Source organism: Umezakia ovalisporum Ak1311, from assembly GCF_029891685.1.
GTDB lineage: Bacteria > Cyanobacteriota > Cyanobacteriia > Cyanobacteriales > Nostocaceae > Umezakia > Umezakia ovalisporum.
The window spans coordinates 62716-81238 of the sequence record NZ_JANQDJ010000047.1 but is presented as its reverse complement, the minus strand read 5'-3'; the positions used below and the strand labels follow the sequence as shown (position 1 = coordinate 81238).

The window sequence follows — 18523 nt, the reverse complement described above, 5'->3', positions numbered from 1 at the left end:
TGTCATACCCAATAACACCCCCATTTCATCAATAAAAACCAAGTTTTTTGCGTCTTGTTGTTTTACTTGTTGCCAATACTCAGTTTTCAAATGCTGGACTCGTTCTGTTTTTCCTTGGCTGCTGCGTAATGTCTTTTTTTTTCGTGAGAGTTCTTGCTTTTGCAATGCCCGACACATGGTCGTTGTACTCACCCATTGATTGTAAGTTATACCCCAATACTCACAGTATTCTTCTAATGTTGCATCTGGGTACTTTTCCACCATTTCTCTCAGTAATTCTTCCTGCCCATCCAATTGGCCTTTCATTGTCCCACCTTATTTTTTCGGTTGGACATGACCTTGCATCTTGTTCATCAACAGTAGTTTTTGTACAAAGCTTTTGGCTACACCAAATCTTGCCGCGACTTTTCTGATTGAGGTGTCTCCTTGTTCATACGCTTTGACTATTTTTTCTCGCAAGTCGATGGAATATGCCCTCATTTTTCTTTTTCATGCACCCCGTCTTACTGTACCTCATTTAGTCACGATATGCTGTAAGATACATCGGGTGATTTTGTCTATCTTATTTATCAAATGCTTGTTGCTGTTACCTTTGCCTTTTACATGATAAATTTTTGCCATTTCTAAAATATTTTCCAGCAATAATTTTATGATTTAGGATTGTAGAAGGGAAAATTTTTATTTCAATTCAAAATCTAAAATCTAAAATTATTACAATCAAATTTTATTCAGTCCTGGCAATGAAAAATCGTAGAACTACCCAGACAAAACCTGTATATGCAGTTCATTTCATCTTAAATCCACACAGGGAGACTTTGTTTGTCTAGTAACCTTAGGTATGGCTTGGCCGAGGCTCGATTATGTTTGCCCAATTATTTACAATCGTTGAAAATTGCTATATATCTTTGGACAAGAACAGACACAGACACATTAACCTCAGTCCCAGGTACACAAGAAACTAAAAATATGATTCACTTGTCATAATGAGAAATCAGCATTAGTCAAATATAGATTATGTATAAAATTACTCTCAATGCAGAACCTCAAACAGGAAAAATAGTCTTGGAAAACATTGTTTGAGCATTTGTGCAAGTAAAATGGCTGGAACTGTGGGAAATGTGGGAACTATTCAATTACTATGGTCTATGGTTGGTTTGCTCCTGACAATGGGCGGTACATTCCTAGAAGCCTATGGTGTTGCCTTACCTTGGAATTGGAGTAAGCAAGGAATCCAGACTTTTTCTCTGGGTGTCACCTGTCAAGTCGGTGCAGTGCTGTTAGTAGGTTGTTTAGGAGGGAAAAATGCTGGCGCACTCTCTCAAATCGCCTACTTAGTCATGGGTTTAACCTTACTACCTGTATTTGCTGAAGGTGGCGGTATTGGTTATGTCAAACTATCTCAGTTTGGCTATTTGCTAGGCTTTGTTCCTGGAGCCTGGATTTGTGGATTTTTGTCCTTTAAAGCTAGACCCAGGTTGGAAACCTTGGCTTTTAGTTGTTTGAGTGGCTTGTTAACTGTCCACCTCTGCGGTGTTACTTATTTGATAATCAGTTATATTTTTCAGTGGAAAGGTACGGAAAGTCTGGCTTTAACCCAAGCAATCCTCAGATACTCTTGGTTTGCACTACCCGGTCAACTAGCTGTAGTGTGTGCTGTTACCGTAATAGCATATATATTACGTCATCTCATGTTTTATTAGTTATGGCCAGGCTAGGTCAGGGTTTGAGGCATATTTACTTTTCGTAATATAGTTAATTTTATTCGTTAACTGACTTATTTGTATCTCTATTGACACCGTGCTGTACAAGCTCTCATTCCCCACTTTCTACTCCCTAGTTTCATGCGTTTAAAAAATCATCTTTTTTGGATTATCGCCTTGGTCGCTTTTTTCATAGATCAATTAACAAAATATTGGGTAGTCCAAACTTTTAGTTTGGGAGAAACACTACCAATCCTACCCGATGTATTTCATCTTACCTATGTCACTAATACTGGTGCGGCTTTTAGTCTATTCAGTGGAAAAGTAGAATGGTTACGCTGGCTATCCTTGGGTGTGAGTTTGGTCTTAATAGCATTAGCATGGTTTGGTCAGGAATTAAATCGTTGGGATCAATTAGGTTATGGTTTGATTTTAGGTGGAGCGATGGGCAATGGAATTGATCGCTTTGTTTTAGGCTACGTCGTTGATTTTCTCGATTTGCGCCTGATTAATTTTGCTGTATTTAACATGGCTGATTCGTTTATTAGTGTTGGTATTGTTTGTTTGTTAATTGGTTCTTTCCAAAAAACACCAAGTTCCGGTGAAAGGTCACGCTAATCTTAAAAATTAAGCATCTGACGAGTTTTTTCCATAACTAACAGACCAGAATTTTCACAATCTTCGGATTTTCAAAATTCAAATTTCAGCAAAAATAGCAGATAAAAGCAGTATGACAGACCATAAAACTAAATTTGTCTATTAGTTAATAATGCTGTGTTTTATGAGTCCATATTGTCTTAGTGTAAGATTGAATCGGTAGGAGTTACCCATAGCCAATTTCTGCTTCGGCTTATGAGTAAAATGGTGGAAGATTCTGTATTCAGAATGTCATTCTACCGGTTCTTTGCCAATAATTGTGATGTCAATAGCCAATGAGTTCCCCCCAACCTCCTCACAAGCCACAAACTTTACTTGGTCAACTGACTCAAGCAGTACATACAATTCAAGCAAGGGTTGACTTTTCCAAGTTGGCGCTCAAGCCCAATGCCAAAGTACCAGAAATATGGGTGCAGGATGCGGGGGCGGACAAGGCGGAAGTCTATCCATTGTTAGGTGATCGCTACATTCTAGGTCGTAGTTCCAAATCCTGTGACATAGTAGTTCGCAACCCAGTTGTCAGCCAAATTCATCTCTCACTGTCCCGGGATTCGAGTCAACGCAGCCCTGTTTTTGTGATGAAGGATGAAAACTCTACCAACGGTATTTATCGTGGTAAACGCCGGATCAATACCTTAGAACTGCGTCACGGTGATATTTTTACTTTAGGTCCACCAGAACTTGCAGCTTCAGTGCGCCTGCAATACGTCGATCCAGCACCCTTGCATATTAAAGCAGCAACTTGGGCAGCTTACGGTATTGCTGGTATTAGTGCCTTAGCAGGGTTAATCATAGGCGTAGAATGGTTAAAATTTTCTGTCACACCTCTACCCACAGCTACCAAAGCTCCCATCGTCATTTATGCCCGTGATGGCTCGACCCCCTTGCGTGCTCCCCGAACTACCTCCCACATAGATATGCGAGGCTTGCAGGACTTTGGCCCTTATTTACCCGCAGCGGTGGTAGCCTCAGAAGATAGTCGTTTCAATTGGCACTTTGGCGTTGATCCGTTAGGAATTTTGCGAGCCTTGCTCATCAATACTCGCACTGGAGATGTGCAGCAGGGAGCCAGCACCATTACCCAGCAAGTAGCCAGGAGTTTATTCCGAGACTATGTTGGCGCTCAGGACTCCTTGGGACGCAAACTGCGCGAGGCTGTTGTGTCCTTCAAGCTAGAAACTTTTTACAGCAAAGATCAAATCTTGCTCACCTACTTAAATCGAGTATTTTTGGGCGTAGATACATCCGGATTTGAGGATGCTGCTCGTTATTACTTTGAGAAGCCAGCCAAAGAATTAACTCTCTCAGAATCTGCCACATTAGTAGGAATTTTACCTGCTCCCAACGCTTTCAACTTTTGTGGAAATAACCCCAATCGGCTACAAGTAGTTGAATATCGCAATCGCGTAATCAGGCGTATGTTAGAACTGGGCAAAATCTCCCCAGAAGAAGCCAATCGAGCCAGGCGCTCCCCAGTACAAATTAGCCCCAAAGTTTGTGAACAGCAAGCAAATACCATTGCTCCTTACTTTTATAATTATGTCTTCCAGGAACTCGAATCAATTTTAGGAGTTGGAGCTGCCAAAGAAGGTAATTATATAATTGAAACTCAGCTTGATCCACGAATACAAGCCCAAGCAGAAAAAGCATTGCGTAATGCAGTCAACAACGCTGGCTCAACCTTTCGTTTTTCTCAGGGAGCAATAGTTACTCTAGACAGTAGCACTGGTACTATTTTGTCTATGGTAGGTGGCACTGATTTTAGACAAAGCCAATTTAACCGTGCTGTTCAAGCCAAAAGACAACCAGGTTCTACCTTCAAAGTTTTCGCTTTCGCCGCAGCTCTTGAAAAAGGGATACCAGCCTCCAAAACCTATTCCTGCGCTGCTATGCCTTGGCAGGGCTTTACCTACAAATCCTGTAGAACTGGTGCAGGGAATTTTTTAAATATGACCACTGGATTTGCCCTGTCAGAAAATCCTATTGCTCTGCGAATTGCCAGAGAAGTAGGGCTAGATAAAGTCGTCTCCACCGCCAAGCGTTTAGGAGTCAAGTCATCACTTGAAGCTGTTCCCGGCTTAGTACTAGGTCAAAGTGTTGTCAATGTTTTAGAAATGACAGGTGCTTTTGCCGCTATTACTAATCGTGGAGTATGGAATCCACCCCATGCAATTAGCCGGATCATAGACAGTAGTGATTGTCAAGATCGTAATGATTTAAAAACCTGTCGTGTTGTCTATTCCTTTGAGGAAAATCCCGAGGCCAATGAGCGAGTTCTATCCACGGGTGTAGCCAACGAAATTACTCGGATGATGCGCCAGGCGGTCACTGGCGGTACTGGTCGCGCTGCTTCCATCGGCCTAGGGGAAGGTGGTAAAACCGGCACAACTGATAAAAACGTTGACCTATGGTTTATTGGATCTGTCCCCAGTCGGCGGCTTGTCACTGGTATTTGGTTAGGTAATGACAACAATTCACCCACATCAGGCAGTAGTGGCCAAGCAGCACAACTGTGGGGCGATTATATGAGACAAATTATCAAATAGAGCAAGATCAGGGATTAGGGGGTATGAATTCCTCCTCCCCTTTCCCCATCACTGATACCCCCACCAAGGGCTAACTTGCAAAATACCTTGTTGAGTAAAAACTACTCTAAATTGGGCAATTCTTTCATTGGCGGTGGAAGAACGATTAACAGGATTGTAAAGCAGGTTCGGCAAAGGAGTTAACTCTATTCCTTGATTTGCTTCCCCATTCACTGGTTTGTAACCGATAATCTCAGTATCGGCAGTTACACCCACACGATAGACTAAATCTTCTGTTAATTCTGAGCGACTGTTCCAAGCAGAATTAATTTTTTCATAAACTTGGCTATTCAAAACACGCAGTTGAGTTGAGTCCGTGATTTCCGTAGATCTAGTTAAGAGTGCTTCTAGGTCCGTAATTTTTGCTGGTGTCTCAACCGTGGGAGTATTCACACTTGCTGAATTTGCTGTCGCAGTTTCTAAATTTGGGGGTGTTGTTGTCTTTGGTGGTGTAGCAGAAATCCTGCTCGGCGCTGTAGAGCTAGTTTCTTCCTCTATCCTTGGTTCTGGTGGGCGTAATTCCGGTGCTGGAATCAAGCTAAAAGCCATTGTCGCGGCAACTGCTAGACCAGAAATACCTATAGCTGCCGGGAGTGCCTGTTGGATGAAGACTTGATTAGCACTGCTGTGAGACTTAGCAACTGGCTGCAACTCTAGTGATAACTCTGGTAAGGTTTGACTATCAGCAAAAAACTGATCCACAGCTTCAACTAAATCAAATAACTGCACCGTATTCAAATCTATTTGAATGGGGGGTTTATCATAGTTAGGCCTGTAGTTAAAACCACCTACAGTTATTTCAGAATGCACAATTAATCTATGTCGGTTGGGGCCAATTTTTTGTATCTGCACTAATTCTGAGTCTTGATTATGCCCTTGGGGATGGGACACATTACTCAAAAATTCTTGAGCATAGCCACTCACGGACCTCACTAAGCTTTCAAAAAATTCCCGCCCTCCCACTAGGGGCTCACTATAGCCAGATACATAGCATTCTGCATTTACCAATATTGATAATTCTGGACGCATTTCTTGGTAATGTGCAGTTTTCCCAGCATCACTTAAACCCTCTAACAAAAGCGTACAATTGGGTAGACTGTACTTACGTTGAATATTCATCTCACACCTCCAGGAGGTTCGCTTTAGACCCGCAAGATTCAACAGATGAGGAACGGCGATTAGTCAAGAGCTTGACTCCTGTTTCTATTGATTGCGTGGCAACAACAAAGGACGTGGTAAGGGGCGAATTAGTAATTAATTTTGCCTGCATTTGTGTTACAGATTTTATAATAGGGTCTAGTGAAATTGTTGAAAGTCCGCCGTTGAATGTGCGGCAATGGCATTTCCCTCATTGTGGAACGCACCATAACCAAGACATCAACGCCGCAAGAAATATTTTGGCGGTGGCACAAACCATTGCTGTCTGTGGAGCAATGGTCAGACTTGATAGGCGTAAGTGTTTTGAGCAGTTACAAGTTATGAGTCTTGATTTTCTCTTGTTACACCTGCAGTGGTTAGTAATCAGAGCATATCAATCTACTTCACCGTCAAAAAGACTAATCCAGAATCGCTGCATCCCAGCTGTGCCAGTACAAAAGAGTAATTGTCCCAACAAGTTTATTGCTAGCTCATCTAATTTTTCATCAGAACTTAATGCCATTACAGTAGAGCGTTTAGCATTCATCCTACTTTTAAAATGTACTCGAAATCGTTCTAGATAATTAGATAGTCGCAAATTTTGTGCCAAGGGAATCTGTTTTTCACTCATTTGCTGATAGGTCATCAGCATCTGGCGAATGACAACGGTTAAACGCCGTGCTATGTGGCTGGCAATTACCACTAAAGCTTTTGCCTCTATGACAGTTAAGGTCCGGCGGATATGTGCTCTTCTCATAGGGTTGGAACTCCGCATCCGCCATAAATTTACCCGGTGTTTAATAATTCCTTTCAATTCCAACTCCTCAGCAAAAGCCAAAATAGCTTCAGAACCACCCAGTTCTAAAGCTTCAATCGCCAGTAAAATCAGATCAACTTGCAGCCGGGTTCTAGCCGGACAACCTTGTGCTGCGATCGCAGGGTCTGGTAAAGTATCCAGAATCATCGGCAATGACTGGGGAGTTGGACTTTTCAATGACGTTAAGCTGGCTGAGACATTCATTCTATAAAACACCTTCTGCGGTTCTAACAGACTTAATAAAATTAGTACAACTAATTTAGGATAAGTAGCTAAACAAGAACTGAGACTTGTGGTAGTAGCAATACTACCTGATATATATTAATTACTTGTTCTACTTAAATTGTTGCGTATACTGAAATTTTCTTTTTCAAACCATCTGTTTACCTTCCTGTTTGATCAATGGATTGTGAAATTAGATCCAAAATTACCAGCGTATGACATTATAGTGTAGGATTTTTCAGGCATCGGGAATTGGGTACTAAGGTACTAAGTACTATAAATATTGTTCCTTACTCCCTAATTCCCACTCCCTTATATTTATCTTATGGATTTAAAGTCTCTAATTCGCGACATCCCAGATTTTCCCAAACCCGGAATTTTATTTCGGGACATAACCACTCTACTCCGCGATCCAGAGGGATTACGTTACACTATTGACTTCTTTACACAAGAATGCATTAATTCTGGATTACAGGCTGATTATGTTGTCGGTATGGAGTCCCGTGGCTTTATTTTTGGACCTCCTTTAGCTTATAAATTAGGAGCGGGTTTTATTCCCGTCCGCAAACCAGGAAAGTTACCAGCAGCAGTTCACTCAATTGAATATGAATTAGAGTATGGTACAGACTGTTTGGAAATGCATCAAGACGCTTTGCATCCAGATAGCCGTGTTTTAATTGTGGATGATTTAATTGCCACAGGCGGCACAGCCAATGCAACGGCAAAGTTAGTGCAGAAGATTGGCTGCGAACTAGTAGGATTTGGGTTTATTATCGAGCTACGGGATTTACAAGGACGTAAACACTTACCAGACGTGCCAATTATTTCCCTAATTCAATACTAATCAACCGTTATGACTTTTACTAAAATTCCCCTGGAGACAGGCCGGGATTGGCTAATTAAGCTAGTTACAAACGAAACATTTGTTTATGTATTAAAACGGATATTACAAGCACTGTTTACCTTGTTGTTGGCAACGGCGCTGTCGTTCTTGCTCATGAAACTATCTCCAGGTGACTATGTAGATACCCTACGGCAAAATCCGACAATTTCTCCAGAACGAATCGAAGAATTAAGGCAACAGTTTGGTCTGGATAAATCTTGGCCAGAACAGTTTAGGCTCTGGTTATGGCAAATATTGACGAAAGGCAATTTTGGTACAAGTTTTGTTTACCAACGCTCAGTAGCTTCTCTCTTATGGGAGAGAATACCAGCCACCTTACTTTTAGCCATCGCATCTTTATTTTGCACCTGGGCCATGGCCATTCCCTTTGGCATACTTGCGGCTGTCAAACAAAATCAAGCCACTGACCGCATTTTACAGATCATCAGCTACACGGGACAAGGATTTCCCAGTTTCATCACAGCCTTATTTCTGCTCATATTTGCTCAAGTCACCTCACCTTTATTTCCTGTAGGTGGTATGACCAGCATCAATCATGCTGAATTATCTTGGTTTGGTCAAATACTTGATATCGGTTGGCACATGATTTTACCCACCATAGCCTTAAGTATCACTAGCTTTGCTGGTTTGCAAAGAATCACTCGCGGGGAATTATTGGATGTTCTGCGCCAAGATTATATCCAAACAGCTCGAGCCAAGGGACTACCAGAAAATCGCGTCATTTACGTTCATGCTCTCCGCAATGCCGTCAATCCCTTAATTACTTTGTTAGGCTTTGAATTAGCTGGCTTATTGGGAGGCGCATTCATCGCCGAACAATTCTTTAACTGGCCTGGTTTAGGCAGATTGACTTTGCAAGCTGTAATGGCCAAAGACCAATATCTAGTCATGGCTAGTCTTGTTATGAGTGCCCTACTGCTGAATTTAGGCAATTTAATGGCAGACTTGCTCTTAAAGGTAGCCGACCCCAGGATTCGTTTGGAATCTTAATCGAGTATGTTCTGTGAAATTTATTATCTAATGCGCTCCCAATCCGACGGTAGTTATCTCCTAGCTCTTCCCCAGGGTGAAACTTCAGGTTATTTATTGCTGTTTCGAGAAAACTTTGATGCTTTAAGCTACCTCAACACCCATGCTAGAGAAGTGGCCCACCGCTTTGCTGTAGAATCCATTGCGGTTAGACAATTAGGAAACTTACTCAAACGTTGGGGTTTTAGCGGCGTAGGTATTGTCATAGATCCTTTATTACCCAGAGTTGAGTTTATGCAAATGCCATGGGGTTGATTACAGCAGTTTCTGGCTAGATGACCTATGGATATTAATGGTAAAACTCTTGTGGGCATTCTACCTCACTTAACAGAAATCTGTTGTCTAATAGTTGATAAAGGACGCTCTAAAATTAATTTGTAATATCCAAAAGCCTCTCCCTTAGGGCTAACAGTAAAGGGCATTAAAAGACCAGCAATTGAATTTCTCACCAAATATTTGGGCAGCAGATAAGTAAGTATTTTTGCTTTCCAAGATAAGGAAAAAAGTTTCAGCGACAACTTTTGTAATTTCCATAAAGTAGGCTGAATTGCCCAAGAAATGTCTTCCCTCACTTCAACTCGAAAGCCAATTGATTGCGCGATGGCATACCAATCATCAATTAGTGAAAATCCATTGCGAACAGCCATAGAGACTTCCACAAGTTGACTTGCAGTTTGAAGTAAAGGAGAAAGTTGTTCCAGCTTATTTTTACGATAGCCATCAAACACAATTAATTTTCCCCCCGGTCGCAGCACACGAAAAATTTCTGCCAGTGGTATTTCATCAGCAGATGCATGACATAAACACTCAAAGGCAAAAACAATATCAAAAGACTGATCTAAAAACCTTAACTGATTAAAATTAGCTTCTTCAAAAGATAAATTGGAAAATTTCTCTGCTTGGCGACGCGCTATTTTAATATGCGATGCAGTTAAATCAATTCCGGTAAAATTTACTTCTGGATACTGTTGGGCTAAAAAACAGCTATTAAATCCTTTACCAGATCCTAATTCTAAAACGTTCCTGGCATCAAGTTCACAAATTTGTTCGGCAACAACTCGCGGTTGAGCATAATAACCATCTGGATTAAATACCCCATCAACATTCAATGCCATGTGAATGGCATCTTGTCCAGAGTGATAGATTTGATAACCCCACTCACTTTGAGTGTAGTAAGGTATAGTAAAATCGGAATTAAACTCTTTTAATACAGCCTCACAACCAAACAACCAGTCAATTTTGGCTATTGCGTCTGTTAAAGTAAGTTGACTAGCCAGCATAGCATAGTCGACTTGTGAAGCCCCAGTCAGTAGTTTAATAATGATATCTTTCAAAAATTTCTTCGATATCATAAACCGTTAAATAAATATACAATAAAAACTCTTTTTGAGTTGTAATTCATAATTATTTAATCCATCCAAAACTTCTCAGGAGTTGACAAAATGTCAACCCCATCATGCTTTCAAAATTTCGCTAATGCACTAAACCACAACCTTTTCTAACATCAGTTTAGAACGCTTCACTTGTTCGGGAATAGTGACAGGATAATCCCCAGTAAAGCAAGCCGAACAGAAAGTATTCGTATCTTCCTTAGTTGCTTCCAACATTCCCTTCCAACTAAGATAAGCAAGACTATCCACCCCCAGCTGTTCAGCGATTTCTTTGACCGATTTGGTAGCAGCAATGAGCTGATCCTGGGTGTCAGTATCAATACCGTAAAAACACGGATGTGTAACCGGTGGAGAAGAAATTCGCATATGTACTTCTATCACACCAGCCTCACGCAAAGCTTTAACCAGTTTCCGGCTTGTTGTACCCCGGACAATCGAGTCATCCACAATAATTACTCGTTTACCGATTAATACATCTTTGAGAGGGTTGAGTTTCATGCGAATTCCTGACTCTCGCATAGATTGTGTGGGCTGAATAAAAGTTCGTCCCACGTAGCGATTTTTAATCAATCCTTCCGCGTAAGGTACACCAGAAGCTTGGGCAAATCCAATGGCTGCCGGTATACCCGAATCAGGAACACCAAAGACAATATCAGCATCTACAGTGGATTCTGCCGCTATTTGTCGCCCTAACCTCATGCGATAGGTATACAAACTTTCGTTGTGCATGATGCTATCAGGACGTGCAAAATAAATCATCTCAAAGATACACAACTTGCGCTGAGGTTTTGGACTCCAACGGTAAGAAGCTAAACCCTCCTCAGTGATCAACACTAACTCTCCTGGTTCCACATCTCGCAAATATTGAGCTCCAATAATATCTAAACCACAAGTTTCCGAAGCCAAGACATAACGAACTGGATTACCAGGTAAAGTACCAATAACTAAAGGACGGATACCATTGGGGTCGCGAGCACCCATTACGCCAGCAGGAGTACCAATCACTAAACTAAACGCACCTTGGCAACGGTGAAACGCCTTAGTTGCTCCTTCTAGCCAATCTGCACCAGCATTGACAGCTTCAGCGATGGCCAAAGCAATCAATTCTGAATCTGTTGTTGTCACCAAACTGACTTTAGTTTGGGCTAACTCTTCTCGCAATGGCAAAGTATTGACTAAATTACCATTGTGTGAAAGAGCTAATGAGCCTAATCGCGTTTCGATCACCGCAGGTTGGGCATTATCTTTGCGACTAGAGCCAGTGGTGGAATAACGAGTATGACCAATGGCCAGGCTTCCGGGTAAATGAGCCAAAACCCGCTCATTAAAGACTTGAGATACTAAGCCCATGTCCTTGTGGAGGTGTACTTTTCCATCCTCAAACGTGGCAATCCCAGCTGATTCTTGACCCCGATGTTGAAGGGCATACAATCCAAAATAGGTCATTTTAGCAACATCTTCTTCTGGTGCGTAAATGCCAAAAACACCACAAGCTTCTTCTGGTTTGTCAGGTAGATGTTCATGACTATTAATCGAGTCTGTTACCTGATTGGGGTATTCATTTGATCGCTTGTTTGGCGTAGCCATAGTGACGGAATGGATGGGAATCATTGGCTATTGCTCCTGGTTTGGGTGTCAAGTCAGAATAATCCGTAACTAATGACGAATTAGTAATTATTTGCCCATTGGCATGATATCTTTGGATGGTTGCTAAATTCTTAATGAATATTTAACCATACATTAAAACATTACCGTAATTTTGCTCACAAAAGTTGATTATCCTGGTATACAGGATTTCAAAAATCAATCAGCAGTATTGCTTGGCTTCTGGGCAAGACGATTGGCGATGGCGTGGAAATAGCAAGCTTTCATTTGTTCCATAGTAACTTTGATTAAGGTTTGGTTATCAGTAGTTAAAACCTCCAATCCTACTTCCGAATTACCCAGATTACCCACTTTACCTAACATTTGCCAATTTTCCTCTAGATGTTTGTGTAGGTAGGGTTCCCAATTTTTTTGTTGTTCTGATGTTACAGAAACTAAAATTCTCGCCCCACCTTCACAAAACAGCACTTCATCAAGACGTTGACACTGAATTTGTGGGATTTCTACTTTAATTTCCGCACCCAGATTACCAGCGAGGCAAGATTCTGCCAGAGCAATAGCCACTCCCCCCTCAGCACAATCATGGGCTGAACGGATCCAACCCGCACGAATACCTGCGCGGCAAACTTGCTGCACACGACGTTCCAAATCAAAATCTATCCTTGGCGGCTTTCCAGCCACAGTGTTATGGATGGTAGCTAAATACTCAGATGCACCCAAGCTCATGGGAGATGTTAGAGGTAACCCCAAAAGATAAATAAGATCACCCACTCCTTGCCAACCTTGACCACAAATTTTGGTTAAATCGGGAATTAACCCCACCATACCCACCACAGGAGTCGGATAAATTGGTTGTGGTAAACCTTGGGCATCGTAGGTTTCATTGTACAGAGACACATTCCCCCCTGTAACTGGCGTAGCCAATTCCCGACAACCTTCTGCCAAACCCCGACAGGCTTCTGCCAATTGCCAGTAACCAACGGGTTTTTCTGGACTGCCAAAATTGAGATTATCTGTCACAGCCAGAGGTTCAGCACCCACACAGCTAAGATTGCGAGCCGCTTCTGCCACCACCGCCTTAGCTCCCTCATAGGGATCAAGATAAACATAACGAGAATTACAGTCTACAGTGGCAGCTATTCCTGATGTCCAACTTTCTACTTTTGATTTTTCATTTTCCACTTTTCCCGGGAGACGTAAGCGCACCACAGCCGCATCAGCACCACCAGGAAAAATCACAGTATTGTTCTGCACTTGATGGTCATACTGACGATAGACCCAACTTTTAGAAGCAATGGTTGGAGTATTCAGTAAAGTTAACAAAATATTATTCCAAGATTGCAGTTTTCCTTGAATTTCAATTCCAGCCGTTGTGCAACCAGGCAAAGAATCAGGAGACCACTTACCAGCTTCAATAGCATACTCTGGGGGTTTTGTCAATAAATGCCGATTATAAAGTGGGGTATTTTCCGCCAACGCCTCAGCCGGAATTTCCGCGGCTACTTGACCTTGAAAGAAAATCCGTACAATGGGTTCAGCAATCACAGTCCCCGCAACCACAGCATGAAGTCCCCAACGTTGAAAAATATCAATTAGCTCTTGTTCTCGACCTTTATGGGCAACCAACAGCATTCTTTCTTGAGATTCTGAAAGCAGGTATTCATAGGGAACCATCCCCGTTTCCCGCACAGGAATCTGATCTAAATCCAATTCAATCCCCACACCACCTTTAGCTGCCATCTCTGAGGTCGAACAAGTGATACCAGCAGCACCCATATCCTGAGCAGCCACAACTGCACCAGTTTTAAACGCTTCCAAACAAGCTTCAATTAAAGACTTTTCCAAAAAGGGATCGCCTACTTGTACAGCAGGACGATTATCTAACGACTCATCACTTAATTCCGTACTAGCGAAACTTGCCCCCCCCATACCATCCCGTCCGGTGGTAGAACCAACATACAACACAGGGTTACCTAAACCAGATGCTCCGGATTTAACAATTTCCGGCGTTTCCATCAATCCCAGTGCCATGACATTCACCAAGGGATTACCAGAGTATACCGGGTCAAAATACACTTCGCCACCAACAGTAGGAACACCTACACAATTACCATAGTGACTTATACCAGATACTACACCACTGAATAATCTTTGGGTTTTCGGATCATCTAAAGAACCAAAGCGCAAAGAATTTAATAATGCAATGGGACGCGCACCCATTGTAAAGATATCTCTAAGAATTCCTCCGACACCAGTAGCTGCCCCCTGGAAAGGTTCAACAGCTGAAGGATGGTTATGAGATTCGATCTTAAATGCTAATTGTAATCCCTCGCCTAAGTCTACAACCCCAGCATTTTCACCAGGTCCAACCAATATACGCGGGCCCGTGGTGGGAAACTGTTTGAGTAAAGGACGTGAATTTTTGTAACAACAATGTTCAGACCACATCACCCCAAACATTCCCAGTTCAGCTTTGTTGGGATGTCGCCCTAAACGTCTGACAATTTCTGCATATTCTTCTGGTTTTAAACCTTCTGCGGCGATTTCTTGTGGAGAAAAGGGAGTAGAGGAGGTGGCGGTCATGGAAATAATGCACCAAGAGTACAGAGCCTTATTGTATCCATTTACTTAACCTATATGTGCAGTTATCGCCAGATAATTTATACTTTTTCGATATTTTTCTCAACTACTCCAACCACTCAGTCATCAAATTTCCCCACACCTGGTTAATAACCTGACAAAAGTTTTGCCAAAGCCATTACCAAATGTGGGGAGGTTATGATCAAAAGAGGAATCTTATGAGGTAATACCTTATAGTCCCGAAACTCACACCGCTTTGATTAAGACATCGCTTGGATGATGTAATCAAAGTAAGGTGCGGCTGCGGCTGCATCTTCCGCACTGAGTAAGTCAAGAGAGGCTGTTTTCAAGACACTGATAGCTTCTACCATCCCTGGAACCGGAACCCCCAAAGAATTGTACATTTCTCGCACACCAATTAAACCAATTTTTTCGATTGGATCTTTGTCACCAGCAAGTACGCCGTAGGTAATTAGGCGCAAATACCAGCCAAAGTCACGGATACAGAGGGAACGCTGACGTTCACCGTAAGCATTACCCCCAGGAGCGATAAAGTCAGGACGTCTTTGCCACAGCTTTTTAGTTGCTTCTTGAACAATCTTTTTTTCGTTCTCAGCTAAGGTCGCAGCAATGCGTGTCCTTTGTTCACCGGTTTGCAAAAATTCTTTGATGCTTTTGAGCTCGCCACTGCTAGGATAACGCAGTTCGTCGTCGGCTTTGAGAATAACTTGGCTAATGACAGTCATAATTATACGCAACCACGCGAAATATTATTTGCTAGTTTAACGAGTCTGAGGTACACAAAGAAAGGAAAATTAGCAAGATGGGGTGAGTAGAAATTGAAAAGTGAGTAAAAATAACCAGTCAAACGTCAAAAGTCAAAAAATTATACTCTTGCTAACGACCAATGACTAAACAACAAGGTGAATTAATTGAAACTACCATCACTGACCTGAGTAATACGGGTGATGGTGTGGGGCGTTTTGAGGAACTTGTGGTATTTGTCCCCGACACCGTACCAGGCGATCGCGCTGTAGTTCGCTTAATACAGGTTAAACCTAACTATGCTCATGGCAAAATTGATCAGATATTACAACCATCTCCTCATCGGGTACGACCAAGTTGTATTGTGGCTGATAAGTGTGGTGGTTGTCAGTGGCAACATATCAATTATGAATATCAGTTAGCAGCTAAACATAATCAAGTCATCCAAGCTTTGCAGCGTATTGGCTGTTTTGTCAACCCACCAGTAGATCCCGTACTCACCACTGCTGCACCTTTGGGCTATCGCAATAAAGCCACCTATCCTCTGAGAATTTCTGCCACTGGTCAGGTACAAGCTGGATACTACCAAAAAGCTAGCCATCAACTGGTGAATTTAAATCAATGTCCTGTTCAAGACCCCAGATTAAATCCTTTACTGGCTGAAGTAAAGCAAGACATCCAACAGCACCGTTGGCAAATTTACGATGAACGAAAACACCAAGGACAAATCCGCCATCTCAGTTTACGCATTGGACGGTGTACTGGCGAAATATTGTTGACCTTGATAGTTAAGGATTGGAATTTACCAGGAATTGAAGAACAAGCGCAGCAATGGTTAAAGCGCTATCCCCAATTAGTCGGTGTATCCCTTAACCGCAATAGTGATCGCACCAATACTATTTTTGGGGATCAAACTCGTTGTATTGCTGGAGTTCCCTACCTACGAGAAAAATTCGCTGATTTAGAGTTTCAAGTTCGTCCAGATACATTTTTCCAAGTTTATACAGAAACCGCAGAAGCACTATTACAGATCATCAAATCAGAACTCAATCTTCAAGGAAATGAGTTGCTAGTTGATGCTTATTGTGGTATAGGCACTTTAACTTTACCTTTAGCAAAACAAGTCCGCCAAGCCACAGGATTAGAATTACAACCAGAAGCTGTACAGCAAGCAATTTTTAATGCTCAACACAATAGAATTAATAACGTCACATTTCAATTAGGAGCAGTAGAAAATCTCCTGCCAAAAATGGAGACCATACCAGATGTGGTGTTACTTGATCCGCCACGGAAAGGATGCGATGGTGCCGTTATTGATTCTTTATTGCTATCGAAACCTTCACGCATCGTTTACGTCAGCTGCAAAGTGGCCACTCTTGCCCGCGACCTCAAATTATTATGCCAAGATGGGCAATACACCTTGACACGCATACAACCTGCTGATTTCTTTCCTCAAACAGCCCATGTAGAGGCTGCCGCGTTTCTTGTGCTATCACATTTGGATAGGAGTACTCAGTCTTTGATAAAAACTCAAATTTCAAATTCCTAGTCTAGTGCATACCAAGAATGCTAAAATCGAATTAACCTAAAAATAAAAACGATTTTGTGGCGAAGATTAAAGTTGCATCAACTCAAAACAGTATGAATAAGATTGTCTAAAGCAAAAATCGGCAATCCCAAAAGGGTTCTATTACTCTGTCCCAAAATTTCCAGCACTTTTATTTGCTAACTGCATCAGCAGTCATTTTTTAGCCGTTTTATGTGTCAGGAATCTCATTTTATAAATAGAGTCAATGCTCCATAGCATTTTCAAAATTTAGTATTTAAAGACGCAAGTTTGAAGGCAGCATGACCACCTCAAGTTTTATCAGGATGCCTGTAATAGCAAACTGATGTCTAGCTAACTGAAAGCTACGGGGTTTCTCTAGTGATTACTATTTCCCTCCGTCCCCTCGGGCGTTGTTGGGGCACAATTAGTTTTGCCTCAACCCTTTATCTATGCCCAATTTTAGATTTACTCTTGGCGGAGATTCCCGCCAAACTCCAAGGAGAACTGCGGCTGGGACTTCAAGAGGCCTTAGTCAATGCAGCAAAACATGGTAACAATCTTGATCCTGGTAAAACTGTTGTAGTCCGTTTTTCCTTAATAGATAATCAGTATTGGTGGGTAATATCAGATCAAGGAAAAGGCTTTATTCCCTCATCAGCGCCTAATGAAAACCCAACAGAGTATTTACCACCTGATGAGTCAGAAAATGGACGTGGCTTATGTCTTCTACATCAAATTTTTGATCAAGTAGAGTGGAATCACAAAGGTACAGAATTAAGGCTGTGTAAAGAAATGGAAAATCCCACGCGTTTGTCTCTCAGACGGTAGGGAACTCTAGTAATCAATTTTTTAAATTTTGGATTTTAAATCACACTGGGATCAAAAATTTAAAATCCCAAATCTACAACTCACTATTTGCCTCTCCTTTATTACCATGAGTCGGACAGGGAGGTGCAAAAATTGAGCGATCTAACCAACCAACAGCTTGCTGTAACCTAACAATAGCCTCTTGTGGCTGATTTTCCACAAGATACACAACAGCTGCAGCTGCTTGTTCACTAGCACGAGCATTGCGGTTAGACTTAAGGCGATGCCAATCCTTAGGTGAAATACTTAGCCTTTCCATTAAGGCTTGGGCTAGTTCCAAAGTGCTAAATTCATTCAGTTGATTCGTTTTAGAAAGTTGGGTAGGTTGAGACATGATTCTTAGTGTTTAATCAGAAGTGAAAATTTTCAGTACTCACTAGCATCTAATCATAGTTTACTACCTGTAAATGAAACCGACTTTACCATCACAGCCCTCAGACGAAAGCTAGTAACGCGATTTTGAACAAGAACTACAAGAGCTAGAGCCATAACTTCTCTCCTGCAAAGAACGTTACCAGCCCAAAAAAGGCACAATGGCAACAAATCCGCCACGAGTTGCAACAAAATAAACACCAGACACCAAAAATAAAACCCGAATTACAGCAAATTAAACAGCAGTTAGAAGCTTGAGAAATCAACTGAGAAAGCCAATTATTTTCTTGGAATCCTTCGATTTTGGTGGTATGGGCGTTATCATAAGCTGGATCTTAAAGTC

The 18523-nt window shown here is 41.8% G+C and carries 17 protein-coding genes and 2 pseudogenes; 10 read left to right on the top strand and 9 right to left on the bottom strand.

The features are described 5' to 3' along the window. Positions 1 to 306 (bottom strand): annotated as a pseudogene (locus tag NWP25_RS08765) (hypothetical protein); the annotation flags it as partial. A gap of 9 nt (positions 307 to 315) precedes the next feature. Continuing rightward, entirely contained in the window at positions 316 to 480 is a 165-nt protein-coding gene (locus tag NWP25_RS08760; protein WP_280652806.1) for a hypothetical protein, read from the bottom strand. A 617-nt stretch (positions 481 to 1097) separates the two neighbouring features. Here NWP25_RS08760 and NWP25_RS08755 point away from each other — a divergent pair. The 3 genes from NWP25_RS08755 to NWP25_RS08745 all read left to right on the top strand — a co-directional run bounded on the left by NWP25_RS08755 (position 1098) and on the right by NWP25_RS08745 (position 4903). After that, positions 1098 to 1700 carry a biotin transporter BioY gene (locus tag NWP25_RS08755; protein ID WP_280652805.1) on the top strand — a complete coding sequence of 201 codons (603 nt, stop codon included), beginning with the start codon at positions 1098 to 1100 and terminating at the stop codon, positions 1698 to 1700. A gap of 141 nt (positions 1701 to 1841) precedes the next feature. After that, positions 1842 to 2318, top strand: coding sequence for a signal peptidase II (lspA, locus tag NWP25_RS08750; RefSeq protein ID WP_280652804.1), 477 nt, complete (start codon positions 1842 to 1844; stop codon positions 2316 to 2318). 314 nt (positions 2319 to 2632) lie between these two features. Further along, on the top strand, positions 2633 to 4903 hold the full coding sequence (locus NWP25_RS08745; RefSeq protein ID WP_280656574.1) for a transglycosylase domain-containing protein: 2271 nt from the start codon (positions 2633 to 2635) through the stop codon (positions 4901 to 4903). Positions 4904 to 4951: 48 nt separating this feature from the next. On the opposite strand, the gene NWP25_RS08740 is transcribed toward NWP25_RS08745, so the two are convergent. After that, complete coding sequence (locus NWP25_RS08740) at positions 4952 to 6061, bottom strand: DUF4335 domain-containing protein (protein WP_313959068.1); 1110 nt, start codon at positions 6059 to 6061, stop codon at positions 4952 to 4954. On the opposite strand from NWP25_RS08740, the pseudogene NWP25_RS18830 reads away from it, so the two are divergent. Both NWP25_RS18830 and NWP25_RS08735 read left to right on the top strand, forming a co-directional pair. Continuing rightward, positions 5983 to 6306: pseudogene (locus NWP25_RS18830) on the top strand (hypothetical protein); the annotation flags it as partial. The gene NWP25_RS08740 and the pseudogene NWP25_RS18830 sit on opposite strands and share 79 nt — an antisense overlap. Next, positions 6269 to 6424, top strand: coding sequence for a hypothetical protein (locus tag NWP25_RS08735; protein WP_280652802.1), 156 nt, complete (start codon positions 6269 to 6271; stop codon positions 6422 to 6424). The pseudogene NWP25_RS18830 and the gene NWP25_RS08735, both read left to right, overlap by 38 nt. A 49-nt stretch (positions 6425 to 6473) precedes the next feature. Here NWP25_RS08735 and NWP25_RS08730 read toward each other — a convergent pair whose 3' ends face one another. Next, positions 6474 to 7100, bottom strand: a complete 627-nt coding sequence (locus NWP25_RS08730) for a DUF3038 domain-containing protein (protein ID WP_280652800.1) — start codon at positions 7098 to 7100, stop codon at positions 6474 to 6476. A 343-nt stretch (positions 7101 to 7443) separates the two neighbouring features. On the opposite strand from NWP25_RS08730, the gene NWP25_RS08725 reads away from it, so the two are divergent. Genes NWP25_RS08725 through NWP25_RS08715 form a run of 3 tightly spaced genes read left to right on the top strand, consistent with a single transcriptional unit; the run spans position 7444 to position 9306 of the window. Next, positions 7444 to 7962, top strand: coding sequence for an adenine phosphoribosyltransferase (locus NWP25_RS08725; RefSeq protein WP_280652799.1), 519 nt, complete (start codon positions 7444 to 7446; stop codon positions 7960 to 7962). 9 nt (positions 7963 to 7971) lie between these two features. Next, entirely contained in the window at positions 7972 to 9012 is a 1041-nt protein-coding gene (locus NWP25_RS08720; protein WP_280652798.1) for an ABC transporter permease, read from the top strand. A gap of 6 nt (positions 9013 to 9018) precedes the next feature. Continuing rightward, entirely contained in the window at positions 9019 to 9306 is a 288-nt protein-coding gene (locus NWP25_RS08715) for a hypothetical protein (protein WP_280652797.1), read from the top strand. A 65-nt stretch (positions 9307 to 9371) separates the two neighbouring features. Here the strand turns inward: NWP25_RS08715 and NWP25_RS08710 are convergent, their stop codons facing one another. From NWP25_RS08710 to NWP25_RS08695, 4 genes are all read right to left on the bottom strand, one after another. After that, the gene (locus NWP25_RS08710) at positions 9372 to 10385 is read right to left on the bottom strand and encodes a class I SAM-dependent methyltransferase (RefSeq protein ID WP_280652796.1); all 1014 of its coding nucleotides are present in this window, start codon (positions 10383 to 10385) and stop codon (positions 9372 to 9374) included. Between the two features lie 147 nt (positions 10386 to 10532). After that, positions 10533 to 12053 (bottom strand): amidophosphoribosyltransferase, encoded by a 1521-nt coding sequence (purF, locus tag NWP25_RS08705; protein WP_280652795.1) that lies wholly within the window; start codon positions 12051 to 12053, stop codon positions 10533 to 10535. A gap of 192 nt (positions 12054 to 12245) precedes the next feature. Next, positions 12246 to 14630: a phosphoribosylformylglycinamidine synthase subunit PurL gene (gene purL, locus NWP25_RS08700; RefSeq protein WP_280652794.1), complete on the bottom strand. Its 2385-nt coding sequence runs from the start codon at positions 14628 to 14630 to the stop codon at positions 12246 to 12248. A 257-nt stretch (positions 14631 to 14887) separates the two neighbouring features. Beyond that, positions 14888 to 15373 (bottom strand): allophycocyanin subunit alpha-B, encoded by a 486-nt coding sequence (locus NWP25_RS08695; protein ID WP_280652793.1) that lies wholly within the window; start codon positions 15371 to 15373, stop codon positions 14888 to 14890. 161 nt (positions 15374 to 15534) lie between these two features. Here NWP25_RS08695 and rlmD point away from each other — a divergent pair, with 161 nt between their 5' ends. Both rlmD and NWP25_RS08685 read left to right on the top strand, forming a co-directional pair. Further along, entirely contained in the window at positions 15535 to 16941 is a 1407-nt protein-coding gene (gene rlmD / locus NWP25_RS08690; protein ID WP_280652792.1) for a 23S rRNA (uracil(1939)-C(5))-methyltransferase RlmD, read from the top strand. 378 nt (positions 16942 to 17319) lie between these two features. Further along, a complete protein-coding gene (locus NWP25_RS08685) occupies positions 17320 to 17769 on the top strand; it encodes an ATP-binding protein (protein ID WP_280652791.1) in 450 nt (149 codons plus the stop codon). Between the two features lie 73 nt (positions 17770 to 17842). Here the strand turns inward: NWP25_RS08685 and NWP25_RS08680 are convergent, their stop codons facing one another. Then, positions 17843 to 18142: a DUF6439 family protein gene (locus tag NWP25_RS08680; protein ID WP_280652790.1), complete on the bottom strand. Its 300-nt coding sequence runs from the start codon at positions 18140 to 18142 to the stop codon at positions 17843 to 17845. Positions 18143 to 18523 lie beyond the last annotated feature (381 nt).